Genomic DNA, 26,080 nt, shown 5'->3' with positions numbered 1-26,080 from the left:
TGAAATGCTTCAACTTCTTAATTTATAAGCGACATATATTCAAATGCTGTTGTTCCATATACACCCTTAAAGTGCTTGTTCAAATGGGTTAGGTCAACAAAACCGCAGGCAGCAACTGCTGAATAAATATCAAGCAATTGAGGCTCGATATAAAGCATGACATAATCCAGACCCGTCATATCATGTGCCATTCCATCATGGGCCTGTTCCGGATTAAAGAGCATAACACCGTTCTGATAGGATAATTGTAAACTGCCTGCCAGGTTATACTTTTGAATCCCGCGTAACGTAACTCCTATGGCATACTCCTGATGAGAATGCTTTTTATACGTAAAATCAGTCATCGTTGCTGACAATGCGGTAATGCCGGCCGATTTTTTATATATAAATTTGTTCATTCCATTCACCTCTTCATAAGCTTCCCTACATCCAAATCATGATAGCAGCGTAAATAAGAGATAGCGCCATTACTACATTAACCGACTGTTATGCTTCTGTAAAAACGCTTTGAAGATCGTACCGAATAGCACCCATGTAATAAATGCCAGAAAGCCAATTATTGTAATCGCTATAATACTTAATATCATCGCAGTGCTTGAGTTATAGCCGTGCATAATAAAAGTCGGAATTACAGTTAATGTGAACAGAACTACCTTTGGATTAAGAAACTGCATAAGGAAGCCTGACAAAAAGGTAGCTGTTTGCTTATCACCCGGGTTTGATACATCCATTTTGTAAATCAGGTAACCAAGATAGAGCATATAACAGCTTCCGATGATCTGCATCACAATAATTATTTTCGGCATGAGCGAGATGAGGATCGTATTCAACATAGCGGAAATAACCAGCAACAGGCCAAAACCAATCGTTGCCCCATACGTATATTCCATCGCTTTTTTCGCTCCAAGATTATTCACAGTAGACAATATGACGATATTCGTAGGTCTAACGCAGTAAATCAAAAAAGATGTAGTATCCATGAGAACCTCTCTTTCCGGTTATTCTCATATATTACATCTTCGTTTGGAGGGGCTATAGTATATTATTGCAGAAATTGATACTGGTTAAAATCCTATTTCAACTAGATCATTCGCATACTAACGTTTTCGTTAGCTTAACCATCTATCGTGAGACTGAATATTTTTCAAAACTTAGTACATCATCTACAACTATTCCACTAAAATCTTGCATGTAGTGGTACTGGGCAATCAAGCTTTATCCAATTCCAAAAACATTCCTCGGCTTTCTCTCTGCTCTGCTATTCGTGAATCTCCACGATTTGCATATTGACGAATTCAGGTACTGCTTGCCGTAAGTAATTGAAAGCAGCGTCCCGATAATAGCTTCTCCCCCGTGTTCTATATAGCTCGGGATCGCCCATAGTCAAAGATGCGTAGCTATATCATTAATAGACCCAATCCTATAAATAAATGTTGTACGCAGTTGTTTTAAGTTCGCTCTCCCGCATCAGCACTCAATTGCTTACATAAATTAAAAGCATCGCGATTTCCTGCTTCAGTCTATTAATGTATAATGGGCAATATTATTATTGTTAATTGAAGGAGCACTGTATGAAAACCCGCAAATGGACATTCGCTATTGTCCTGATCATTGTTATGTTTACGTTGCTGTTGCTGCAATTTAGCAGCTCGTTGCTAAAGATTCATAATCTTGTTAAACCGTTACAGACTCATTCATCGACCGGAACCGACCCGATTCACATCGTGCTAATTTCTCAAGAACTTGAGAATTATTCATGGCGAGCAATCGAGCAAGGGGCACGCAAGGCTGCAATCGCTTACGGAATGGAGCTGGAGTATATCGGACCAGACCGCATAAATCCCGCCGAGCAAATCAGATTACTAGATAAAGCTATCTCAGCCAAAGCCGATGCTATCCTGATTCAAGGAATTAATGATCCGGAATACCGCCAATTAATCAGCAAAGCGACAGACTTGGGTATCCCTGTTATTACTGTGGATACAGATGAGCCTGGTTCGAAAAGGTTGGCTTATGTAGGAACAGACAATCTGGGCGCCGGTAAACAAATGGGCGAATTGGTGGTAAAAGCATCCGGGCAACAGGGTCGCATCGGAGTCCTGATTAGTAACGAACAAGTTGAGAATCAGAGGTTAAGGCTTCAAGGCTTTCGCTCGGTCATAAGTCAGTACCCAGGACTTCAGATCATTGAAGTAGCATCCTCCAACATTTCGATGCTCCAAGCTGCACGAGTGGCGCAAAACATGCTTTCCCGTTATCCGCAAATTGGGTATATGGTCGGGTTCAGTTCTTCTGACGGTCTTGGCATACTGAAAGCGGTACAAAGGATCCGGCCAACAGGGCTGGAGATTTTCGCTTTTGATGATAAAACCGAAACGGTTGAAGCAGTCCAAGCGGGGGAAATTAAATTAACAATAGTCCAGCAACCTGTGGAAATGGGCTTAAAAGCAGTTGAACTACTTCATAAATACTTGCAGGGGATCAAGCCCCCAAGTCTAACTTTTACTGAAACATCCGTGCTTAGTGTCCCTTCTTCTAGTAGTGAAACTGGGGTGATCGGAAAATGACGATACGCATGAAGCTGTTAATCTTCATCCCTCTCCTCGTTGTCCTTGCTAATTCCGTTGCTTACTTCGTGTTTCAAAGTGGGAAAATAGTACAGGCAAGTTATGATGAAATGATGGAACGCGTCCTGCTGATTGAAAGAACCACCGAGTCGGCTGATAGCAACCTCCGGCTGCTTTATGCTTATCTGGTCAATTCTGCGGATACTGAAGGGATTGATACGGCCGGGAATCAATTAATAACATTGCACAATCAAATCGAAAAAATGCCCAAACTTGCCTCCCCCACTCATTCATTTGACCCGGAGAGCTACATTAATTTACTGGCAACATTGCTGGAACAAAAACATTCAGCGGTTGCGGCAGCACAGTCCGGAGAGCTTCAATCTGCATTCGATTATTATATGGAGACCGAAAAAACAGTTAGTTATATTCGTGAAACCGGCCAACAATTGGTTCATTCGGAGCTTACTTTTTATGGTCCTATCATCGAAAATATCAGAGCTGAAAATGAGCGCATGAATCGGCGCGGTATCGCACTGTTCGGAATGAGCACACTCATGGGCGTTTTGCTTGCTGTTTGGGTTTCACGGGGCATCACTGGTCCGGTAAGCAGACTGGTCAGCATGGCAAAAAAAATAGCTAAAGGAGATCTCAGGATAGAGCCGGAACCGCATAAAGAAGATGAGTTAGGACTGCTGTCTTATGCCATCCAACAAATGTCTGCTGATCTAAACGAGTTGATCGAAAAAGACAAAAAGAGCCTGGAAATGCAACGCATTGTGAAGGAACTGGAACTTCAGGCACTTCAGAGCCAAATCAACCCTCACTTTTTGTTCAATACTTTAAATGTGCTGTCCAAGCTGGCTTTTCTGGAAGGAGCAGAGAAAACAAGTGATCTGATCATCTCCCTTTCCAATCTACTGCGATACAGCTTGCAAAAGCTAGATAAACCAGTTACCTTGCAGGAAGAGATTGCTCATATTAAGGAATATATCACAATTCAGATGACCCGTTTTCGTGATCGCATCTCGTTTGAAATTGACACTGATGCTTCCGCGTTGCATGTGGCAATTCCAGCTCTCACGCTCCAGCCGCTGGTCGAAAATGCTTTTCTTCATGGTGTTGCAAGTATGGAACATGGAGCTGTTATCCGTCTTTTAATCCAAAGCACCTCCGAAGGAGTGTGTATTGTCTTGACAGATAATGGAGTCGGTATGCCGGAGGAGACACGGCTCTCGCTTCTACATTTCGAAGCAGAAACCGACCATAAAAACTCCACTGGTATTGGTACAAGCAATGTATTCAGAAGACTACAGCTTTTCTATGAAAGAGATGATCTTATCGAAATTGAAAGCAGACCCGGTAGAGGTACTTCAATCCTCATACGGATTCCAACCAAAACAGAAGGAGAGTACTCAAATGTACCGATTGTTGATCGCTGATGACGAACCACTTGAACGGGAAGGCCTAGAATGTATTGTTGAACGGTCGATGCCTGGAATTTTCCACATTATTCATGCTTCTAACGGCAGGATGGCAATCGAGTTTGCTGAAGAGCATCGTCCCCATATTGCCATAATGGATATCAACATGCCCGGCATCGGTGGGCTAGAGGCTTTAAGGGAGATGAAACGCCGGCTCCCCAATACAAAATTCATTGTATTAACCGCATACGACTATTTCACTTATGCACAAGAAGCTCTTTCTCTAGGTGCAAAAGAGTACTTTTTAAAGCCCGCCAAACGGGAACAGCTCATCGAAGTTTTTCAACGGCTACTGAATGAAATTGAGCAGGAAAACCACTTAAGAATGCAGGAACTGGAAATGCGACATAAAGTTTCTCAGCTTCTTCCGCTTGCTGAAAATGAATTGGCATTAATGCTCATGCTTGACCAAACAGTGGATACAAACGCTGATCAGCTGTCGGAATGGCTCGACATCCCCCTTACCCGCGGTTGTGCAATAGTCGCCGCTTTTCATGGTGAAGCCTATATGCAGAAAAAAAACAAGATCTATGATTATCTCCGGAGCTTTGTCAAATCCCACAGTCCTGACTCTATTGTCAGCTCACTGATCAACCAGCATATGGTCATTTTTTTACACAAACCTACTTCCGTCAGTGAAACTAACTGGTACCAGAAGACGAAGCAACTGGCCGAGCAACTGTACGGAATTATAGAGCAGCACTTAGGTCTGAAAGTATCCATCGGGATTGGATCAACACACAGCAGAACCGAAGGGTTCCGCAAATCCTATTTTGAAGCAGTATTCGCCTCCACTATGTTGAATAAATTGGATAAGGCATGTCATTTCGATGACTTAAAACAACGTGACTCCCAACCTTATTCTTTCGGTACAGACGATATAGTAAACAATCAAACCCAACAATCCTATGTCACATTCGCTTTGCAGCGGATGCGCGAGCAACGCGTGGAGCAAACCCTAACTGTACTAGATAGGGCCAGACAATATATTTCGGAAAAGTTATCGGACGAATTGTCTCTGGAAGTTGTGGCTGATTTCGTTCACTTGAACCCCCATTATTTCAGTAAGATTTTTAAACAGCAATGCGGTGAAAGCTTTATCGACTATGTTACCCGCCTTCGTATTGAAAAAGCCATCTCTTTGATTAAGGCTGGACAATTATCCTTGAAGGAAATAAGCTTTGAAGTTGGTTACAAAGATCCCAACTATTTCAGTCGTGTCTTTAAAAAAATCACTGGCTTGGCACCTACTTCGTACAAGGATCAAAAATAGCACGGATGGATTTTTTTGATATCAGTAAACAAGAAAATGCTACTCCAGGCTTTAACTTTCTTCTAATCATAGCGAAGGTTGAAATAGTGCGGAAATAGCACAAATTAGTGAAGACGGTTCCTAATCTCCCTTTAGCTGACGCATGCTATACTTCTTTTTGAAGATCTTATGTGATCTGTTATTAAGAAGGGGTTGGGAGTAAATGACTAGAGTATCAAGCAAGTTTATCTTTTTCTTCGGTTCGTTTGCCGGCATTTTATTTGGTTACGATATCGGTATTATTGCCGGTGCAGAAGGACACATCAAAAGCGACTTTAATTTAAGTTCCCTATGGATAGGAATCGTTGTTTCTTCTTTAATGGGTGGAGCGATTATCGGCTCTATATTAAGCGGATTATTAGGGGATAAGTTCGGACGCAGGAAACTGATTTTAATTTCCTCGACGATTTTCTTTATCGGAGCCGTCGGTTCAGCAGTTGCCCCGGACGAAATCACATTGACAATTGCGCGTATCTTCTTAGGAGTTGCAGTCGGTACAGCTTCTTCTTTGGTTCCTGCGTACATGTCCGAAATCGCACCGGCGAATATGCGTGGTAAGTTGTCCGGTTTAAACCAATTAATGATTGTAATTGGAATGTTGTTAAGTTATATTGTGGCATTCATTTTCGAACCAATACCAAACAGCTGGCGGTTAATGCTCGGTAGTGCCGCACTCTTTGCTATCATTTTATATTTGGGTATGCTCAAACTCCCGGAATCACCAAGGTACTTAATTAAAAACGGAATGAGCCAACAAGCACGCGAGGTACTAACTTCTCTCCGCAGTTCAGATGACGAAATAAATGCAGAGATATCTGAAATTGAAAACGTTGCCGATCATGAAAAAACGGGGATATCTCAATTATTCCATAAGAAGTTTCGAATGGCGTTAATCATAGGGGTTGGCATGGCGACTTTTCAGCAAATCCAAGGCGCTAACTCAATCGTATATTATGCCACAAGTATTGCGCGTAACGTCGGTTTGTCATCGCAGTTAGCTGCCGGATTTACGGTGGTTGTAGGTGTAATCTTTGTGGTAACAACTCTTATCTTTTTGCAATTTGTCGATAAATTCAACCGCCGTACAATCCTTACGATCGGCAGCGCAGGTATGGCGCTTTCCTTCTTTACACCGGCTATTCTTGGCAAGTTCGGAGTCAATGACGGTATGCTCAACTGGATTACATTAATCGCCCTCTGCTGCTACATTCTTTGCTATGCATTTTCTTGGGCACCGCTTACCTGGATTATTGTCGGAGAAATTTTCCCGCTCTCAGTGCGCGGAATCGGAGGGGGAATCTCATCAGCCTTCAATTGGACTGGTTCACTATTAATTGGACTTGTATTCCCTCTTCTTGCTGATAAGTTCAGTTTTGGGATTATTTTTTCAGCGTTTGGTGTCATTTGCATTCTGGGATTACTCTTTATACGGTTTGTAGTTGTAGAGACGAAAGGCCGCACTTTGGAACAAATCGAAATAGAAATGGCAGCTCATTCTGAAAAAAAACAACTAAAACAAGTCACGAAAATGATTGAACGCTCTTTATAATGTAACAATGCGTGACTGCAATATCCGGAACCCCTAGGAGTGCTATCCTGTCGCTGTATGATCCGCTCTGCCGACCCTGCTGCACAGTCGCCGCACCAGGAAACATCCAGTAGCTCCGAGAAAATCAAAACCACCCGTTCTACGGGTGGTTTTGATTACGAATATAAGATGATTTTTTCTCTTTTCATCAGCCACTTTTCGCAGCTTTCATGGTCGTTTTAGCAGCTTTGGTGATCCACCACATTTGTGATTTTTCATTTTAAATGAGAATTCGCTGTTAAAAACCCTTATGTAATAAGGGGTAGTGTTTCATTTCAGTCAATCAGAATGAAAAAGAAATTATGCACCTCACCATTAATATCAATCTCTACATTCGTTTCTGTTTCTGCAGGGTAGAATGAAATCCACTGGACGCTTTCGTTAGTTGCCGTTGGGTGTGATTCAATGACTTCATCGTTAAGCTTAAATATGGCTGGATAATCCGAGGTTATTTTAAAATCCACTACTACTTTTTCCTCTGTCATTAGTTGGATCTTATCACCATCAGAAATCTCAAATACTCCATTCCCAATCTCAGACGTTTAATTATATTCTTTAATAGCATCCAATCTTTTGAACAGTTTATTAAACTCATTTAATTTAGCCTTATCCTCGACTTTGACTCCTGAACAATAGAAAGAAATATTGCCGTTGCCTTCATTTAAAGAATTCATTTCTTCCAATACTTTTTTTAAATTTTTTGCAGTACCATTATTCCCATCAATTATATTAACATCCGATGAAAATAGTTTTCTAAATATATCTCTATAGTAAGAAAAGTGAGTACATCCTAAAACAATAGTTTCATACTTACTTAAATCATATATAGATAATTGTTCTTGAAGATAAGACAGCACTATTTGCTCGTTAAACTCAAAACTTTCTGCAAACTGAACTAATTTCGGAAGCGGTAATAAATCAACAACATGTTCGTTATCTAATTCAGTAATAAGATTTTGAAGTCTTTCTTCCTTTAGAGTCAAAGCAGTAGCAGTTACCAAAATTCGTTTATCTATATTTTTTTTTGTTGTAACAGCTGGTTTTACAGCAGGCTCCATACCAATGATTGGAATACTGTATTTTGCCCTTATTTCTCCGATTGCTGCACTTGTGGCAGTATTGCAAGCAATTACTATCGCTTTTACTTTTTGCTGGGTAATAAATTCTATAGCATTTAAAACATACTTTTTAACGTCATCTTTCGTTTTGTGCCCATATGGAACATTTAATGTATCTGCGTAATATAAATAATCTTCATTAGGTAAAACTTTTAATGTATCATGCAATACAGTAATGCCTCCAATTCCAGAATCAAAAAAACCTATTTGCATTTCTATTATCCACCTCGAATTCCATTATTTTTTCAAATAATTCAACATTAGTTCTCCAATTTCATATGCATGTGTTTCCAATGCAAAGTGCCCAGTATCCAATAAATGAATCTCGGCTTTAGGTAAATCTTTCTTAAAAGCTTCAGCACCAGCCGGAATAAATGAAACATCATTTTTACCCCACACTGCCAATAAGGGTGGCTGATATTCACGGAGATACTTTTGAAAGTCCGGGTACATTTTTACATTATTTTGGTAATCAAAAATCAAATCCAATTGTTTCTCATCATTTCCCGGCCGGGACATATAAGCAATATCAAGAGTATAGCCATCTGGGGAAACTTGGCTTTCCTTTGTTCCATCAACATATTGGTTCTTGATCGTGTCAGGCGCAAATGCTGTCCTATAACTTTCTCTTTTTTCTTGTGTAGGATAATGCCAATAATCTTCTCGTGCCGCCCATTTTCCCCCTAGTCCTTCACGATAAATGTTGCCATTCTGGCTTATTATTGCTGTTACACGTTCTGGATGGTGCATGGCTATACGAAAGCCAATAGGGGCTCCGTAGTCAAAGACGTATAACGCATATTTAACAAGCCCTAGTTTATCGATAAAAGCTTCGATAATTTCAGTAATATGGTCAAATGTATACTGGAAATCTTCTCTGTCAGGGGATGAGGAATTCCCGAACCCCGGATAATCAGGAGCAATTAAATAGTAATCTTTTTCTAAAATAAGTATTAGCTCTCTAAACATATGACTTGCGGATGGAAAGCCATGAAGTAATAAAATTGCTGGCCTGTTGGGATTACCAGCCTTACGATAAAATACATTCAATCCTTCTATCTCTAATGAATGATATGTCGTCATACTGTAACCTCCTGTTTTCTTTATAAGACCTGTCGCTTACTGAACTAATTGTAACTTCTCACAAATATCGTGTAAAATGAATTAATGCGATTGGTAACATCAAAATTATCAATACTAAAATGGAGGAATGACGGTGGACATCCGGGACTTGCAGATTTTCCTCGCAGTTGCGAACGAAGGAAGCATTACCAAAGCAGCCGAAAAAATGGAATATGTTCAGTCGAGTATAAGCATCCGTATCCAGCAGCTTGAAAAGGAACTGAAAACAGCGCTATTTCGTCGTGGGCGGCAAGGGGTTCGGCTTACAACATCAGGAGAAACACTCAAGTCCTATGCTGAGAAAATTGTCTTTCTTACTCAAGAGGCGGAACGGGTCGTGGCAGATAACTCAATCCCAAGAGGGCCGCTTCGGATCGGATCGCTCGAAACCACAGCAGCGATTCGGCTACCGTCTATACTCACCGATTATCATAAATCTTATCCAGAGGTGGATTTGGCATTAAAAACTGGAACGACGGAAGAACTCATCCATTTAGTGTTGAAATACGAGTTGGACGGAGCTTTCGTAGCTGCGCCAGTTGATCATGCTGAGCTCGATATTACAGAGATAGGGGTTGAGGAACTTGCGTTCATATCGGGAGGACAATTCCCCTCAATTGACCAGGCTGAACAATTGCGAAATCTGACTTTATTGGTATTTCGTGTTGGGTGTTCATACCGGCGAAAACTCGAGGATTGGTTACATTTGCAAGGAATTATTCCTGCTAAGATCATGGAGTTTGGAACATTGGAAGGAATCCTTGGATGTATTCATGCTGGTCTCGGGGTATCCCTGTTACCTCGCTCAGTGGTTGAAAGAGCCATGGTTCAATATAACTTGCGATCTCAAGAAATCTCGGAAGAGTTCTATAAAACCCCGACTCTATTCATACGTCGTAAAGATACTTATGAAACTGCAGCTATATCCGAATTTATCCGAATTTCAAAACAGAGGTTCAGCTTCACTCAAGATCATTAGACCACGAATGAGAGCCCGCATCCCCCCTTATCTATAAGAAAAGAACAACCACCCTATTCAAATGGCTGTTCTTAAAATGAACATGAAAAGTATGAAGTTAACCGGATGCACTCATTTCCTGCACTTATTGTAGAGCCTGACCGGCTCCCAAAGTTTCAATCTTCACCCTATGGAATTCTGCTGCCCCCTGACTGACGAATATAGCAAGCTTTCCTTGCTGAATGTCGTACATTCTGGCACTCATCGCCACATCTCCGCCGACATAAATTTCGCAAATCGTGCCGTCAATAAACACCTTCAGCTCATATTCCTGTTCCGGCAGCAGCTTGAGCGGGCGTTCCAGCTCCACATCATAAGGGAAGGTTTTACCTCCCTCTTCAGATTGCATAATTGGCCCACGGAAGGTAATTCGGCTGCGCTGGGGCTCAAGCGTGATATAGTAGGCAAAATCAAGACTTTCGCCTGCCCGAAGCATGAACCCTAGACCCTGGGTTGATCCCGAGAAACGTACGGTTGTAGAAATCTTGCACTGATCGGGCAGTTCCTCCTGTGTGATACAACCTGCAAAAGCATAAGGAGATTCACAGAGCAGCACATCGTCCGTGATCGACCAATCTCCTGCAATTCCCTCAAAATTTGTGGGTAACTGTTCGGTAAAGGCAGAGTTAACCGTTTCGGGTACGTTCACACCAAGTGTTCCATCCGGACGTTGAATAATTTCATGTACAATCATATTGCCGCCCCAATCCCATGTGTCATAGTCTTTGCCTGAAGCTTTGGGCGGGTTCCAGCCGAACAGATCGTCATCTTTCGTCGGATTCCAGCCGAACAGATAACGTTTCTGTCCATCGGACACCGACTTGGCCGCATAATAAGCACGTCCATCAAAAGCCTCTTCCTGCGGAGTAATCCAAGGCCCGTTTAAAGATTGGCTCATCCGGTAAAATGTGCCGAAACGCCCCGTATAAGAAGAATAGATGAGGTACCACCAGTCCCCCATCCGGAATAAGTCCGGGCATTCATGCGCTCCCACATGCAGGTTCGGTGCGTACAGCGGCTCACGGTACTCCCAATGCTTGAGATCCTTGGACGACAGTAGACCGGTGCAGCCTTTCCGGTTCGTCGGTCCTTTTGCCAGTGCTGCGATCAGCATCCAGTATTGTCCCTCTTCTTCATTCCAGAATACAAAGGGATCGCGCCAGTCCGCCAGCTCATAAATTTCACCATCCGGACCAAAAGTGTCTTCAGGAATCGGCTCCCATGTTCGCAGATCCTTGCTGATGGCATGGCAGGCGAACTGTTTCCCTTCGGGAAAGATACAATAGAACATATGATAGACATCGTCCACTTTGAGAATATGGCCGGTTCCGCCTTCGATCCTGCAAGCTCCATCTTCCCTGTAATTCACGAAATCCTTCGTGCCAAGCAAATGCCAGCCATGATCAAGACCTTCCCGGTAGTTGTCTCTCCACCCGTGCAGATAGAACAGCTTAAACTCTCCATCTTCGTAATAGGGAATAACATCCCCTACCCAAGCATTATGCGGACGATAAAAAAATTCTTTCATTAACTATTCCTCCCGTTGTTCTAAGTGGCTAAGCAATAGCGAGATGACTTGTGCACTCTCAGCACGGTTAACATATTCATGCGGCATGAATAATTGGTTCCCGCGCCCGCTGATTAATCCTAGCTCCTGTACGCCAGCGACTGCATTTGCAGCCCAGCCGCTGATCGTACCAGCATCCTTAAAGTCACTCTGGCGATTGACGGCAGCATTTTGTCCTGCATGGAATAGATACGCTTTGTACATCATAGCTGCCATTTCTTCACGGCTTATGTTTTGCTCCGGTACAAAGGTGTCTATACTTCTTCCGGTTACAATTCCCGCTTCGTATGCTGCGGCAATGGAAGCAGCATACCATTTTGTTGAATCTACATCCTTGAATGCGGCTGAGTTCTTCGCTGTTATTCCGAGTGCACGGGTGATCAAGGCAGCGAATTCAGCCCTGCTCACCTTTTGCTTTGGGGCGAATGCCGTTTCACTCACACCTAAGACAATTTGCTGCGCGGCCATCCTTTTAATTACGTCATAGGCCCAATAGGAGGCATTAACATCTTCAAACGATTTGTCATAAGTAAGGACGGCAAACTTACTGAAGTGGCTCACATTCGCTGTCCATTTACTGCCCGCAAAGATTCCACCCATATACTCTAGTCTTCCGTCATCAGCGATGTAATAAATGCCCGTCAGATCTTGTTGGGAATTCTCCTGTGCAGTCAGTCTGATTGAGACGGGTTTGGAGAACTTCTCAAGCGTCAGTTTCGTTCCATCAGGCTTCACAATGGACAACTTGAAGTCGTAGACCTCTCCAGCCGCAGAGATAGCTGCCTGATTCTTTTGCCCGGCTTGTGCAACCCGTTCTTTGCTTTGCTCTGAAGATAAAGTTTCCATTTCAAAAGAGATCTTCGCATGTTCTAACTCGCTGCCCGTAACCTGTGCCTGCAATTCCTTTAATACTTCTGCGGGGACTTCGATTTCCACATCTGTGTTTTTAATCTTCAGGGCATTCTTGCCGTCATTTGCAGATGTGGTCACAGGGAACAGCACCTGCCGCTCTCCCTTTGCCATCTCGAATGACAAGCTGCTCTGACTCTCCGGTTTGCTTGCCGAAATCACAGGCTGACTTGGAGGACTGGTTGGAGCGGCTGTAGCAATCGGATCGCTTGGACCGTTTGGGTCAGTCGGACCGGCCGGATCGGTTGGATCGGTTGGATCGGTCGGGTTATTCGGATTCGTCGGATTCTGCAACTTAACCGGTACATTGAAATCATCGACGTTAATATGTCCGAAACCGCCCGTGGATTGGTCAACCACCTTGATGTAAAGCTCTTGGCCGATATACTGCGATGCATCCCAGATCTTCCGCTGATACTCCTCATAATTAGTGGCGGTCTCTTTAAATAGCTCTTTACCGTCTGATGCCCGGACCAGCGCAACATACAGCTTATCGATATCACGCCCGCCGCTGACCAGGAAGTTGATCTTGCCATTCCCGCCAAGAATGAATTTCTGCGATTTCAGCGTTCCCGTTAAGCTGTCACCTCCGGCTTGCTCGTTGAAGCCCCACAAATGATAGCCACCCGGAATTTTATGCGACGGATTGAAGTAGATCGTCTCCCAGAAAAACTGGGTATCAGTCACATGGACATCCTGGAAGGCGTCTCCTTCAGTAATCCAGCCTGTTAAATCACCTGTAGCAAAATCATGGTTAGGCAGATCCGTAATATCGGTGTATACGGAGTTGTCCCAGTTGTCAGGAACATCGACCGGAGCTGCCGGTTCACCCGTCAAGGCATTCATATTCCATACTTCCATGGACTTGACTGTAATATCGTTGTCGGCCCATACCTTGAGGCCCAATGAATCGTATCTTCCTACGTAGACACGTGTGGTCAGTTTTTTCTTATTATTGGCAAAGGCTTCGACTACCGAGCGGTCCAGGAAAATATGCAGCTTCAGATTTTCTCCGTTCAGATCTACATATCCGCCCTGAATACCATCCACCCGGACATCCGGGTCGATGCTGCTCTTGGTCCGGTCCACATTGAATGTCTTGTCGGTCTTGTCATAGTAAATCAGTGTTTCCTCCTGGCCGTTATCGGAGCGCCGCACCTTAAGACCGAATTTCTGGGCTTCGCCCGGATCGATCTCCATCACAATCTCCAGCATGTCGCCTTTGACATTCTGGATCAATTGATTGGCAGCCTGCAGATTTTTGTCGGCAAAATCAACCAATTTAGCACCCCGCAGACTCTGCAATTCTTGAATCGGCTCAATGCGCAATTCATCGTGCTCATCCAGGCTCAAGGAAACCGGCAGTGCCAGATTATGGGCCCATCCGGCTTGGTATTCAGCCTGCGGTGTTCTTACATTCTGTACCATGGAGAACACAACCGTTCTTCCGTCAGGGGTGACCATACCGCTCTCTGCGGTTAAATAGCCGTCGCCCACATCCATTTTGGAAGGCGCATCCTGATCGGGTATAAATTTAAAGTTATCCCGGTCCCAGGTTCCAATCCAATAAAAGACCTCAACATCTCTTTGCACATCGTTCGCCGGCGGAACTTGCTCCGGTTTCTCATGCGGATTGATCATAAAGATATACTTTTGCTTGCCCGTGCTATCCTTGCCTAACGGCAGCAGCACTGGCAGTTCCCATACCGTGCCAAGCTCAGGGTATAAGCTTCTGTCACTGACGTATAATGGCCCCTTATACTCCCAGTTGTACATATCGTCGGATACATATACCAAAGCTGTACCGCTGCTGAAGTCTTTAAGACCAGAGGTTACTAGCTGATACCACTTGTCCGTCTCTTTGTCATACCATACAAACGGGTCTCTGAACTCGTTATGAATCCCGTTTCCATTCTGCTCTGTAATCGGTTCAGGGTATTTCTCCCATTTCTCCAAGTTAGGGTCCGACAGATCGGCCGGCGTTGCCAGCCCTGTTCTTTGGTTCGGAGACAGAGAGTCATTACCAGCGGTGTAAAACAGAACAGGATTTCCGTCGCGGTCATATGCTGCACTGCCTGACCATGTGCCATCCGGATCAAGGGTACCCGCCTCAGGTGCAAGCGCAGGTCTCACATTTTCCCAATGCACCATATCGTCGCTCACCCAATGTCCCCAGTGGATTTGATGCCAGTATGGACCTTGCGGGTTATGCTGATAAAATAAATGATATTTGCCGTTATAATAAATCGGTGCATGCGCTTCATTCATCCAATTTTGTGGAGGCATCGCATGGTACTGCGGACGGTGCTGATCACCGTCGAATACACTGGGGTCCTCATCAATATCGCCGTTTGGAATTTCCGGAATCGTGCCGCCGTGAAGCGTCTTTACACTCTCATATTCAGCAAGGATCTCCTGATCCGTGAGCGCTTTGTTCTGTAGTTTCACTTCATCGATGAGTCCGCTGAACATATTGTAAGAGAACAGGCCGGCCAGCTCTACGGGTTTATTGTTTTTCCCGATAATCAGGCTTGCTGTAGATGATGTGATCGGAACATTGAGCGGGGTTGCCTGTGAAGCTACTTCCTCTCCGTTCAGGTACAGCCTAATCTTCCCGGCTCCCTTGTCGAAAGTGGCGGCAATATAATTCCACTTGTATTTCTCAAGCGGATGGTCATTAACCCCTACCTGAATCCACTGTCCGCCGATTCCGGCCTGAAATGACCATGTGCCATGCCGGTACATGCCAAGCGCGAAGCCTTCAGCCTTATCCTGATCAGACTGATTCACAATGGCAGACAGCTTATTGCCGTCTCCCCATTCATAGCTGCGCGGAGCCACCCAGGCTTCGATCGTCAGCGCGTCGCTTACGGGAATGGTATCCTTCGCGTTAACCTCAATATCATTCGAATAACCGTCAAACAGCAGGGCGCCGCCCTTTACTCCGTTCGGAGTCCATCTCGGATCTTTGGAGTCCATGTACCTGGCGCTATTAAACACATAGTTTACCTCGTGTTCAAGATTGCTTACTTGCTCAAGCGCCTTCTTGCCCGCGCCTTCATCAAAATTCATATAGAAGATGTTTCCCGTACTGTTTGCCTGAAAAGCATCAACGGAAATACCAGACTGATTTGACTGATCGACTACCTTGATATAGAGCCTCTTATTGTAGTGTTCATATACATTCCAGGAAATCTTCTCATTTGCACTGACATTGCCGGTTTGTTTAAGCAATTCATTTGTGCTTGCATCATATAGTGCAACATAGGCATTCTCAGGTTGTACAATATCCAAAATGGAAAAGGTAATCGTCCCGTTCCCCTGAAGGGTAAAGGCGCTGGAAGTAATTGAGCCTTCTCCTTCCACGGTAGATTTGGCATAGAAGCTGCCTTCTTTACCAGCGGCTGCTTGATCGGTCACTTGAAAGGCATCTCCCGTGGCCGTCCATCCCTCAAGGGTGCCCGTCTCAAACCCGCGGTTTGCGATTTCGGTTGGAATGATGTTTTCAGCCATGACCCCCTCATCCGGTACAATTTCATTGAACGTATTGAAGGCATCCGCAAAAATCACACCCCAATCCGAGACTGCATGGTCGACGATCTCTATATATAGTTTTTTGCCTATATACTTGGACAGGTCGGCTTTATACTCTTGCATATTCGCGAGTCTCATCCCCTGTGCCGGGTCCGGGAATCCGGAATCGTTAAATTCGCTGTTGCCATATCTGGCAATCAGGTTTCCCGTATCCGCATCACTAATGCTCACATATGCCTGATCCGTATGCTTGCCTCCGCCCAGTCTGAAGGTGATCCAGCCCGTTCCCCCTAACTCAAAGGTGCTGGATCGAAGCACCCCGGTCGCCGCTTCGTCGTACTTCCAGCCGTTTAGATGATAAGCGCCTTCCTGGTTATACGGAATTTGCTCCGCCCACCAGGTGGTTTCGTCTGATACACTGTCTGGCCCAAATGCCTCACCTTCCACAACGGTCCATCCGGCCAGATCCCCGGTTTCAAAGCTTGGATTTTTTATTTGGTAGCGCTTGTAATCCGGCTTGATATCCGTGGCAATGATGCCTCCGGCAGGCTCTGATTCATGATACATAAAGAAAGCATCTGCAAAAATCAATCCCCAGTCTGAGGATGCATTATCTACGATCTCTACATACAGCTTCTTGCCTAAATAATCAGATAGATTTGCCTTATACTGCTCCATGTTGGCAAGCCGCATGCCCTGAGCAGGATTCGGAAAGCCTACGTCTGCGAAGGCGCCATTGCCATACCGGGCAATCACTTGACCCGTATCCGCTTCCACGATATTTACATATACCTTATCTTGATTTTTTGCACCGCCAAGCTTAAAGCTGATCCAACCACTGCCTCCCAGCTCGAAGGTGCTGGACCGGAGCACTCCTGTCGCAGCCTCATCATACTTCCAGCCGTTTAAATGATAAGTCCCTTCCTGGTTATACGGAATTTGTTCTGCCCACCAAGTGGAATCCCCGGATACGCTATTCGGACCAAACGCGTTCCCTTTGATAACGGTCCAGCCAGTCAAGTCTCCTGTTTCAAATCCCGGATTTACAATTTCATAAACTGCATCCGTAACGGACGATTTCGCTTCAACCCGGGGAATCTGATAGACTGCATCCGTAACAGACAATCCCAGGTCTGCGATTGGAGCAGAAGCTTCCCCGCCTTCCATTTTAATTCCAGCTGCAGCTGCGCCTTGGATCCCTGGAGCCACAAGCTGAAGAACCATAACCCCTGCAACCATTCTGGATATCCAAGATTTAATACTTTTGGCATTCCTCATTAACAAGCCTCCTTCATCACTTTTTATTCACTTGATAAATTGAAGCGCTTCCAATTAGTAGTTAACTTATTTGAGGTTTTATTTTATCCATGGGGTAAGGAGCGCCTAGGCGCCCCGCGTTACCAAATAGACTTCATATCCCATATTTCCATAGACTTCACCAATGACTTGCCATCTCCCCAGAGCTCAAGCCCCAAGGCATCCTTACGGCTTGGATATACCCGGGTCGTCAGGCTTTTCAACCCGTTGGCATAGGCTTCGACCATGGAGCGGTCCAAATAGATGTGCAGCTTCAGATTCTCTCCTGATAACTCCAGCATGCCGCCCTGTTTTCCTCTGCACTTTTCTCCCGGATGCAGTGTCGTCTTCGTCCGATCGACCAGGAGCATGGATTCATTCCAGTCATAATACAGCAGCGTTTCTTCCTCTCCATCCGGCGTACACCGGACTTTGATCCCGAGCTCCATGGTACTCCCCGGCTCCAGTTCTAATTGAATCTCGAGCATATCGCCTTGAACATCCTTGAGAAGGTTATTTGCTTCAGCTAATGACTTGTCACGAAGCGATAGCTTCTTCTCGCCGCGCAGCGATTGAAGCTCCTGAATCGGCTCGATACCCAGCCGTCCATCCTCTCTCAAATACACGCTTAACGGCAGGCCGCCGTTATGAGCCCAGCCCGACTGGTACTCCAGTTCGGATGTACGGTCACCTTGCGCTATCGTAAAAATGATTTTTCTGCCCGTCACAGGATCAACCATTCCACTTGGACCTGTAAAATGGAAGTCGCCGACATCAACCAATTGAGGTTCCTCTTGATCCGGGATGAATGATAGATTGTGCTTGTCAAGCTGTCCGATCCAGTAGAACACCTCTACATCCGCGCCTGCTCCAACAGGGCTGACCAGCAGAAGATGCTTGTAATCGCCCTGCTTGTCGGTACCAAGAGGAAGAAGGACAGGAAGCTCCCAAATAGGTCCAAGATACGGGAATTTCTGAATATCCGCCTGATAAAAAGGCCCTTTGTACGTCCAATTCAACATATCTTCTGATACAAATGCCAGCGCTGTTCCGCCTTCCCCTTCAATTCCCGATCCAACCAGGGCATACCAGCCGTCCTCATCCTTCCAGATGAACGGGTCCCGGAAATCCCCGAATGCACCCATTCCCTTCTGCTGTACGATCAGCGGCTCCGGATGTTTGATCCACCTAACCAGATCAGGGTCTCCATCTTCGGAATAAGTGCTTCTGGCTAGCGCCACGCTCTGATTCGGTGAAGCACTGTCATTGCCCGCTGTAAAGAACAGGACAGGAAGGCCGTCTGCATCATAAGTTGCGCTTCCCGACCAAATTCCGTCCGGCGCGAGCTGATCCTTCTCAGGCGCAAGGGCTACAGGAAGATCACGCCAATGTACAAGGTCCTTACTCACCCAATGTCCCCAATGGATATGATGAAAGAATGGCCCTTGCGGGTTGTGCTGATAGAACAAATGATAGTGTCCGTCAAAATAGACCGGCGCATGAGGCTCATTCATCCAATGGGCCGGCGGGCTGACATGATATTGCGGTCTGTGCCGGTCCGCCAGCAAGGGAGTACGATCCAGCTTGATGTCATCATATTTCAGTTCCGGCCGGACGCCTCCAGGAACGGAACCCAGCACCTCCTGATAAGAAGCGGCCACTTCCTCATTACTCAGGGCGCGGTTATAAATCTTCAGCTCATCCATGATTCCGCTGAACATGTGAAGGCTGAACACATCCGCAAGCTTACTGCTGTGATTGTTCCTGCCGATGAGCAGATCTGTGCCCACCGCCTCAGCCAGGCGGGAACCGCGGGGCACAGCAGCCGAATCAATTAGGCTGCCGTTCAGAAACAGCTTGATTTCACCCTCGTTCCCATCGAACACAGCGTTCACATAAGACCACTCATTCTTAGGCAGTTCATAGCCGTCCGGTGACCAGATTTCCTTCCAGTCTCCTCCCTCTAGTCCAATTTGGAAGGACCAGGAGCCGTGACGGAACATGCCAAGCAGATAACCCTGCTTGACCTCCTTATTGTGCCGGTTCACTATGGCGGCCAGCTTGCCTTCATATCCCCATTCATAGGTGCGCGGGGCAACCCATACCCCGATACTGAGTGCCGATAGAAATTCCGGCTCTCCATTTAGCTCTTCCCCGTGAACGGGATGTGCGATGTATGTCGAGTAACCATCGAAGAGGAGCCCGCTTCCCGTTATCCCCTGTCTCCATGACGGAGTACAAGGTTCAGTGAACTCCGCTTGGTTAAATACGTACTGGACATCATCCAGCGTCTTGGTTACGCTCTCCAGAGCAGTTGCCCCGGTTCCTTCATCAAAAGCCCAGTGCATCATTAGCCCCCGGTTGCCCGCTTGGCTGCTCATGCCTCATTCCTCCCTGCTGTCTGCCCTGTGTTACCACCCGGACTGTGAATAGCGTCCAAAGTATGGATCTGAAGCGAGTTCAGGACAACCTGTCCTGATTTTGTACTTATCCGGATATTCTCAACCGGAGCGTCCGGGAAAATTTGATCGGTCAGCACAACCAAACCATTATCCGCATACACCTCTACCGCATTGCGGTCCAGCCAGACCTTCAGCTTGAGCTGTCCATTCACCGCAGCCAAGCTGGCACCATGCAGGCTCGCGAACAATGGGTGGAAATCAGTTACACCTGATTTCAAACGGTCGGTGAACAGCCACCCCTCAGCAGAGTCATATCCGATAACAATCTCGCTCTGTCTGGAGGACTTTAGATGAATTTGCACCTCGTCACCGGACAGAACATCCACCTCTGCTTCAATCTCTATCAGATCATGATTCGTCTTCTGTATGAACGGGGTCTCTGGCGTAACTGTGACATCCATCCAGCTCATAGATTCTTTGCGCAGCTGTTCTATTTCACGGACCGGCATTTGAGTCAGCACTACACTTCCGTCCTTGCAGGTTAGAGACAAGGCGCGGGGCAGGGTCATTGCGCCTCTCCAGGAACCGGTAGGCGTCTCGTTGGCATACTTCCAGTTGCTCATCCACCCGATGATCACGCGGCGTCCGTCCTGCTCCGGAATATCCGACCAGGTAACTCCCGCGTAGTTGTCTCTGCCATAATCCAGCCATAGGATATGATCAGCCGAATTGTCATTAATGAACGTATTTCCATCGAACTCTCCAATGAAATATTGCGTACGTGATCCTTCCGGACGATCGGGATTATCCCCGATGCTAATGATGAGCACCCATTTGGAACGACCGGTGTCATCCACCGGCAGCTGAAACAGATCAGGGCATTCCCAAACACCGTCGTGTGAGCCTTCTTCTCTGCCGAATTCACCCGTCAGCGACCATTCACGCAAATTGCCGGATGCATAGAACCGGGCGTGGTCTCCCGCGACAATAACCATAATCCATCGCTCACTTTGCGTATGCCAGAACACCTTCGGGTCCCGGAAGTCTATCAGCTCATCCTCAGCGAGCACCGGATTTCCGTCATATTTGTGCCAGGTCTGGCCTTTATCGCTGCTGTAAGCCAGACTCTGACGCTGGCGCGGCTGACCGGTCTCCGGATGTGTGTCCGCATGGGTAAAGATCGCGACGAGTCCATGGGAATCTTCAAATAATCCGCTGCTATTCTTCCAGTCCACTACACAGCAGCCGGAAAAAATAGCTCCATGCTCATCCGGAAATAAAGCAATAGGTGCGTGCTCCCAGTGAACCAGGTCCTTGCTTACAGCATGACCCCAGTGCATCGGCCCCCATTTATTACTGTAAGGATGATTCTGATAAAAGAGATGATAGCTTCCTTCATAGTAGACTAATCCGTTGGGATCATTCGCCCAGTTGGAGGGAGGTGAGAAATGAAACCCCGGTCTGAAACGATCGGCATTATACTGTTGATCGTACTCTATCATCTGGTTAATCTCATCTGCCGTCGGCATAGACCCGAGAGCCCCTTTCCGTGTTGCAACTAACGCTCCACCGGCATTGGCAAAGGTCAGCATGCTAATCATTTGCTGGCCGGTTAGATCCTGCAGAGAACTTTCGTTTTCCAGAATCTTATATAACAAGCAGCCGAGAAAAGCATCACCGGCACCTGTCGTGTCGATGACCTTGACCTTAAATCCCGGCACATATCCATCCTGACCATTCAAACGGTAATAGCAGCCTTTTTCCGCTAAAGTGACGACGACTAGTTTAATATCAAATTGCTGCACCAGTTCCAGTGAACCTTTCTCAACATCGCTGGTACCTGTGATAAAAGAAAGCTCATCATCCGAAATTTTTAGGATATCGGCATAATTCATGCCCCAAAGTATATTCTGCTTTGCTTCCTCCTTGCTCTCCCATAACGCAAACCGGATATTCGGATCGAACGAGAGCAACACTCCTGCTTCCTTGGCTTTGAGAACTGCCGCCCTGGTTGCGGTACGGGCTGGTTCATGGGTCATGGACAATGAGCCAAAATGCAGCGCCTTGCAGGTTTCAATCCGGCCCAGCGGAACATCCTTCGAGTGCAGGAAGGTATCTGCTCCCGGCTTCCGGAAGAAGCTGAACGATCTGTCTCCATTGTCATCCAGATGGACAAAGGCCAGCGTTGTACTCGCTTCATTTGTGAAAGATACTTCAGATACATCAACACCGCTGCTTAGCAGTGTTCGGTGCAGCAAGGAACCGAATTGATCCTCCCCGACCTTGCTGATGAGTGCCGATTTGGCGCCCAAGCGGGATAGTGCAGCGGCTACGTTAGCCGGAGCCCCTCCCGGATTGCATTCAAACTGCTCGTTCCCCCCGGCTGAACGCCCTGCCGGAGTAAAGTCTATCAATACTTCCCCTATGGCGATAACATCAAGCACAGTTTCTCCCCACCTATGTTTATTTATTTTTTCAGATTTGCGTTATAACGATCCAGACCGGTCTGATAAATTTCCATTAGTTCCTTCAGGCCCATTTTGTCCAGTGTCTTCAGATAGTTGTCCCATTCCGCATCTGTACTGCCATCCACAATGAACTTTCCTCTTTGGGTATTTACATACTTAATCAGTTCAGGTTCTATCTTATTGATTTTGTCCAGTTCCTCTGGCCCAAAGAAGATACTCGGATAGTTTTCCTTTTCCATGTATGGATCGTAGTATTGCTTCAGATCTTTAGCACGCTGCTGGGCCCGCGGCTCCAGATCTACAACTTTCCCCAGATCTTCTATAGTAATAACACCGGGTCCGCCCGCTCCTGGAGCAACTTTTTGACGGAACTCACCAGCAGAGGCTCCTTCAGGAAGCGGCAGGTTCACCAATTTCCCGTTTTCGTCTTTTTTGAATACTACATCCAGTGGACCCCAGTGGATTTGAGCAGCCATATAAGGTTCATACTGCTGATCGATCCAACGCATTGTGATTTCCGGATTGCTGTTCGCTTTGGTAATCACAAAAGCCCCGCGTCCCGGACCCCCGCCATTGGCGCGTCCAATTGTTTGCTTCCCATTCGGTCCTTTCAGCGGGGACAGCAGAACATAGTCCTTGGCACGTTCGGTTCCGACAACTTCTTCGACTTCCCACCAGACATAAGATCCGAGCGTCTCATCTGTCGTTTTTCCTTTGGCCAAATACTGTGCTGCGTCCTGAGTGAAGGATTCCGGATCAATCAGACCCTGCTTATACCATTTCTCATGGAAATAATTCAAAGCTTCCTTATATTCAGGCTGAGTCGCAGTAAAAATAACTTTTCCATCGCGGACGACCCGATGTTCCAGGTTATCCGGAAGTCCAAATGCCCCGAAAAGTCCGGCAATATCCATACACCACTGCATGTGCATAAAGCTTAACGGGATTTCATCCTGCTTGCCGTTGCCGTTTGGATCCTTTGTTTTAAAGGCAAGCAGCGCTTCCGTGTATTCATCCAGCGTTTGCGGCACTTTCAAACCCAGCTTATCTAGCCAGCTTTTATTGATAACGTGAAAGAAGGGGTTGGTTCCCAGGTTATTCTCTTCAAAGGATGGCAGCCCGTAGATGTGTCCATCCGGTGCTGTGATCGATGATTTGATATCAGGCCGGCGGTCGAGAAGCGCTTTCAAATTAGGCGCATATTGATCAATTAATTCCTCCAGCGGAATAATGGTCCCGTCTTTACCGTAATTGATCAGCTCGTAATCGGTAAATCCAGCTGCATAAAAGGCATCCGGCAAATCACCGCTCGCGAGCAGCAGGTTTTTCTTTTCTGTATAATCGGTGTCAGGGATGTTCTCCCAGTTAATCTTCACGTTGGTTTCCTTTTCCAGCCGCTTGAAGATTTCCATCTCTGAGTACTCCGGTGCCAATGCAGCCTTCGGGGATACCATTCTTAAGGACACTGCTTCGTTAACAATGGGAAGACCGGTTTTGTTGAAATTGGCTTTTTGATCAGGATTCTCCGCCTGATTCTTTGACCCGTTACCGTTTCCCGAACATCCGCTTAGCGCAAACGCTCCGGCCAGCACCAGAATCCCCGCATTTTTGAATAATGATTTCATTAGTACATAACCTCCCCTTATTTCGTTCCACAAGCGAAAATCATATATTGCATTTCCTCAGTATTCATCTGATCCTGTACATCCCCCCTTTCAAGCCCCTGCCCCGTATCATCCCTTGATCGAGCCGATCATTACACCTTTAACAAAGTACTTCTGCAGGAAAGGATACAATATGAGCAGCGGCAGACTGGATACCATGATGACACCGTATTTGATCAGTTCTGTAACGCGCATCTTGGCTGCATAGGATTCCACATCGATCATCATGCCGGCGTTGACCTGATTCTGGACAAGAATGTTGCGAAGCACCAATTGCAGCGGGTACTTGCTCTCATCGTTCAGGTAGATCAAAGCGTCGAAGAAACCATTCCAGAAGCCGACAACATGATACAGCACCATTACTGCCAGGATCGACTTGGACAAAGGCAGCACAATGCTCCAGAAGAATCTGGTGTTGGAGCATCCATCAATAGAGGCCGCTTCCCACATCTCATCCGGTATGGATGACTGAAAAAAGGTTCTTACAATGATGACGTTGAATACACCGCCTGCCCCTGGAATGACAAGAGCCCACATCGTATTCAGCAAGTGAAGATCCTTAATCAGCAAATAAGTTGGAATCAACCCGCCGCTAAAAAACATAGTGACCAGCAAAAACCACATAATCACAGACTTCCCGGCCAGATCCTTACGGGCTAACGGGTAGGCCGCAAATACAGTCACAGCTACTCCAATTAATGTTCCTAGAGTCGCGTATAAAATCGAATTGGCATACCCAATCCATATGGAGGAGTCACTAAAAATCCGCTCATAACCATCCAGCGTGAATCCTTTCGGAAACAGCCAAACTTCACCGGAGTAGATATAATTGGGGTCACTGAATGATGCAACCAAGACAAAATACAACGGGTATAATACGAGCAGCATAATGATGGTCAACAGAATATAGTTGATGATGTCAAACCATATATCCCCTCTGCTCTTTCGCTTCAATAATTGATTCAAAATAAACTCCTCCTTACCACAGACTGGTTTCTGTCATCTTTTTGGCAATCCGGTTAACAGTGAAAATCAGGATAATATTGATAAGGGAGTTAAATAGGCCGATTGCCGTAGAAAAGCTGTACTGGGCCTTCTGAATCCCCATTTCATACACATAAGTAGGGATAATATTGGAGGTGGCGTAGTTCAGATCACTCTGCATAAGGAACGCCTTTTCAAAGCCGATGCTCATAATGTTGCCGAGGGCGAGAATCAGCAGGATGACGATTGTCGGCAAAATGCTTGGAATATCCACATACCATACACGTTTCCATTTGCTCGCCCCATCCATAATTGCAGCTTCGTGCAGTTCAGGGTTGACTCCCGCAAGAGCAGCAAGATAAATAATGGTGGCGAAGCCCGTTTCTTGCCAAACCCCTGATAATATATACAGAGGACGGAACCAGCCTGCGTCGGCCATAAACAGAATGGGATCTCCTCCGAACAAGGTAATGACGTGATTCACAATTCCGCTGTTTGGCGACAAAAAAACATTAAGCATGCCGACCAGCACAACGGTAGATATAAAGTGCGGAGCATAGATCACTGTCTGCACAAATTTCTTATAGGACTTGCCCAGCATCTGATTCAGCATAATGGCGATGATGATCGGAGCAGGGAAGCCAAACAACAACGAAAGAAAACTGAGGGAAAGCGTATTCGTAATGATAGTCCAGAAGTTATAGGAATTGAAAAAATCTCTAAAGTGCTGAAATCCTACCCATTCACTTCCCCAGATCCCCTGACTTGGCGAGAAATCCTTAAAAGCAATTTGCACCCCGTACATCGGATAGTACTTAAATACGAGATACAGAATAATGATCGGCAGCAAAAACAGATACAGCTCGTAGTCGCGTTTGACCCGGCTCCATCGTTTGCGATTGGGTTTGATCATGGAATGATCCGCCACGCTGGTTCTTGAATTCACTCTTATACTCCCTTTCAATGTAAAGTAATCAGTCAATTTGAAACGTTTCCAATTTAGGTTAAGAAAAACCTGATTATTTTTGAAACGTTTCCAATTTTGAA

16 protein-coding genes and 1 pseudogene are annotated in these 26,080 nt (G+C 45.9%); 5 read left to right on the top strand and 12 right to left on the bottom strand.

From position 1 onward, the window contains the following. Nucleotides 1-17 precede the first annotated feature (17 nt). Nucleotides 18-398 carry an AraC family ligand binding domain-containing protein gene (locus ACX1DY_RS06130; RefSeq protein ID WP_458963291.1) on the bottom strand — a complete coding sequence of 127 codons (381 nt, stop codon included), beginning with the start codon at nucleotides 396-398 and terminating at the stop codon, nucleotides 18-20. Between the two features lie 25 nt (nucleotides 399-423). Further along, a pseudogene (locus ACX1DY_RS06125) lies at nucleotides 424-980 on the bottom strand (LysE family translocator). A 591-nt stretch (nucleotides 981-1,571) separates the two neighbouring features. On the opposite strand from ACX1DY_RS06125, the gene ACX1DY_RS06120 reads away from it, so the two are divergent. The 4 genes from ACX1DY_RS06120 (at nucleotide 1,572) to ACX1DY_RS06105 (ending at nucleotide 6,912) form a co-directional block, all read left to right on the top strand. Next, a complete protein-coding gene (locus ACX1DY_RS06120; protein ID WP_458963290.1) occupies nucleotides 1,572-2,567 on the top strand; it encodes a sugar-binding protein in 996 nt (331 codons plus the stop codon). Then, nucleotides 2,564-4,009: a sensor histidine kinase gene (locus ACX1DY_RS06115; RefSeq protein ID WP_458963289.1), complete on the top strand. Its 1,446-nt coding sequence runs from the start codon at nucleotides 2,564-2,566 to the stop codon at nucleotides 4,007-4,009. The genes ACX1DY_RS06120 and ACX1DY_RS06115 overlap by 4 nt, the downstream gene beginning before the upstream one ends. Next, nucleotides 3,987-5,324: a response regulator gene (locus ACX1DY_RS06110; RefSeq protein ID WP_458963288.1), complete on the top strand. Its 1,338-nt coding sequence runs from the start codon at nucleotides 3,987-3,989 to the stop codon at nucleotides 5,322-5,324. Before ACX1DY_RS06115 ends, ACX1DY_RS06110 begins: the two co-directional genes overlap by 23 nt. 202 nt (nucleotides 5,325-5,526) lie before the next feature. After that, nucleotides 5,527-6,912, top strand: coding sequence for a sugar porter family MFS transporter (locus ACX1DY_RS06105; protein ID WP_458963287.1), 1,386 nt, complete (start codon nucleotides 5,527-5,529; stop codon nucleotides 6,910-6,912). A gap of 314 nt (nucleotides 6,913-7,226) precedes the next feature. Here the strand turns inward: ACX1DY_RS06105 and ACX1DY_RS06100 are convergent, their stop codons facing one another. Genes ACX1DY_RS06100 through ACX1DY_RS06090 form a run of 3 tightly spaced genes read right to left on the bottom strand, consistent with a single transcriptional unit; the run spans nucleotide 7,227 to nucleotide 9,152 of the window. Further along, the gene (locus ACX1DY_RS06100; RefSeq protein ID WP_458963286.1) at nucleotides 7,227-7,436 is read right to left on the bottom strand and encodes a hypothetical protein; all 210 of its coding nucleotides are present in this window, start codon (nucleotides 7,434-7,436) and stop codon (nucleotides 7,227-7,229) included. Between the two features lie 57 nt (nucleotides 7,437-7,493). Continuing rightward, nucleotides 7,494-8,282: a glutamate racemase gene (murI, locus tag ACX1DY_RS06095; RefSeq protein ID WP_458963285.1), complete on the bottom strand. Its 789-nt coding sequence runs from the start codon at nucleotides 8,280-8,282 to the stop codon at nucleotides 7,494-7,496. A gap of 24 nt (nucleotides 8,283-8,306) precedes the next feature. Beyond that, nucleotides 8,307-9,152, bottom strand: a complete 846-nt coding sequence (locus ACX1DY_RS06090; RefSeq protein WP_458963284.1) for an alpha/beta fold hydrolase — start codon at nucleotides 9,150-9,152, stop codon at nucleotides 8,307-8,309. 133 nt (nucleotides 9,153-9,285) lie between these two features. On the opposite strand from ACX1DY_RS06090, the gene ACX1DY_RS06085 reads away from it, so the two are divergent. After that, nucleotides 9,286-10,170, top strand: a complete 885-nt coding sequence (locus ACX1DY_RS06085; RefSeq protein WP_458963283.1) for a LysR family transcriptional regulator — start codon at nucleotides 9,286-9,288, stop codon at nucleotides 10,168-10,170. A gap of 124 nt (nucleotides 10,171-10,294) precedes the next feature. Here ACX1DY_RS06085 and ACX1DY_RS06080 read toward each other — a convergent pair whose 3' ends face one another. The 7 genes from ACX1DY_RS06080 to ACX1DY_RS06050 all read right to left on the bottom strand — a co-directional run bounded on the left by ACX1DY_RS06080 (nucleotide 10,295) and on the right by ACX1DY_RS06050 (nucleotide 25,946). Beyond that, the gene (locus tag ACX1DY_RS06080; protein ID WP_458963282.1) at nucleotides 10,295-11,737 is read right to left on the bottom strand and encodes a GH32 C-terminal domain-containing protein; all 1,443 of its coding nucleotides are present in this window, start codon (nucleotides 11,735-11,737) and stop codon (nucleotides 10,295-10,297) included. Nucleotides 11,738-11,740: 3 nt separating this feature from the next. Continuing rightward, nucleotides 11,741-17,497, bottom strand: a complete 5,757-nt coding sequence (locus ACX1DY_RS06075) for a GH32 C-terminal domain-containing protein (RefSeq protein ID WP_458963281.1) — start codon at nucleotides 17,495-17,497, stop codon at nucleotides 11,741-11,743. A 119-nt stretch (nucleotides 17,498-17,616) separates the two neighbouring features. Continuing rightward, nucleotides 17,617-19,896, bottom strand: a complete 2,280-nt coding sequence (locus tag ACX1DY_RS06070) for a GH32 C-terminal domain-containing protein (RefSeq protein ID WP_458963280.1) — start codon at nucleotides 19,894-19,896, stop codon at nucleotides 17,617-17,619. After that, nucleotides 19,893-22,361: a PfkB family carbohydrate kinase gene (locus ACX1DY_RS06065; RefSeq protein ID WP_458963279.1), complete on the bottom strand. Its 2,469-nt coding sequence runs from the start codon at nucleotides 22,359-22,361 to the stop codon at nucleotides 19,893-19,895. The genes ACX1DY_RS06070 and ACX1DY_RS06065 overlap by 4 nt, the downstream gene beginning before the upstream one ends. Nucleotides 22,362-22,384: 23 nt before the next feature. After that, a complete protein-coding gene (locus ACX1DY_RS06060) occupies nucleotides 22,385-24,010 on the bottom strand; it encodes an ABC transporter substrate-binding protein (protein WP_458963278.1) in 1,626 nt (541 codons plus the stop codon). Nucleotides 24,011-24,118: 108 nt separating this feature from the next. Next, complete coding sequence (locus ACX1DY_RS06055; RefSeq protein WP_458963277.1) at nucleotides 24,119-25,015, bottom strand: carbohydrate ABC transporter permease; 897 nt, start codon at nucleotides 25,013-25,015, stop codon at nucleotides 24,119-24,121. 13 nt (nucleotides 25,016-25,028) lie between these two features. Then, complete coding sequence (locus ACX1DY_RS06050; protein WP_458963434.1) at nucleotides 25,029-25,946, bottom strand: ABC transporter permease; 918 nt, start codon at nucleotides 25,944-25,946, stop codon at nucleotides 25,029-25,031. Nucleotides 25,947-26,080: the final 134 nt, after the last annotated feature.

The sequence above is a fragment of the Paenibacillus sp. BAC0078 genome (assembly GCF_054483875.1).
The sequence above is the reverse complement of the archived record's forward strand: the minus strand, read 5'-3'. Positions and strand labels throughout refer to the sequence as shown.

Coding starts and splice junctions, on each gene's coding strand:
- ACX1DY_RS06130 (WP_458963291.1), bottom strand. CDS start 398: ATGAACAAATTTATATATAAAAAATCGGCCGGCATTACCGCATTGTCA.
- ACX1DY_RS06120 (WP_458963290.1), top strand. CDS start 1,572: ATGAAAACCCGCAAATGGACATTCGCTATTGTCCTGATCATTGTTATG.
- ACX1DY_RS06115 (WP_458963289.1), top strand. CDS start 2,564: ATGACGATACGCATGAAGCTGTTAATCTTCATCCCTCTCCTCGTTGTC.
- ACX1DY_RS06110 (WP_458963288.1), top strand. CDS start 3,987: ATGTACCGATTGTTGATCGCTGATGACGAACCACTTGAACGGGAAGGC.
- ACX1DY_RS06105 (WP_458963287.1), top strand. CDS start 5,527: ATGACTAGAGTATCAAGCAAGTTTATCTTTTTCTTCGGTTCGTTTGCC.
- ACX1DY_RS06100 (WP_458963286.1), bottom strand. CDS start 7,436: ATGACAGAGGAAAAAGTAGTAGTGGATTTTAAAATAACCTCGGATTAT.
- murI (WP_458963285.1), bottom strand. CDS start 8,282: ATGCAAATAGGTTTTTTTGATTCTGGAATTGGAGGCATTACTGTATTG.
- ACX1DY_RS06090 (WP_458963284.1), bottom strand. CDS start 9,152: ATGACGACATATCATTCATTAGAGATAGAAGGATTGAATGTATTTTAT.
- ACX1DY_RS06080 (WP_458963282.1), bottom strand. CDS start 11,737: ATGAAAGAATTTTTTTATCGTCCGCATAATGCTTGGGTAGGGGATGTT.
- ACX1DY_RS06075 (WP_458963281.1), bottom strand. CDS start 17,497: ATGAGGAATGCCAAAAGTATTAAATCTTGGATATCCAGAATGGTTGCA.
- ACX1DY_RS06070 (WP_458963280.1), bottom strand. CDS start 19,896: ATGAGCAGCCAAGCGGGCAACCGGGGGCTAATGATGCACTGGGCTTTT.
- ACX1DY_RS06060 (WP_458963278.1), bottom strand. CDS start 24,010: ATGAAATCATTATTCAAAAATGCGGGGATTCTGGTGCTGGCCGGAGCG.
- ACX1DY_RS06050 (WP_458963434.1), bottom strand. CDS start 25,946: ATGATCAAACCCAATCGCAAACGATGGAGCCGGGTCAAACGCGACTAC.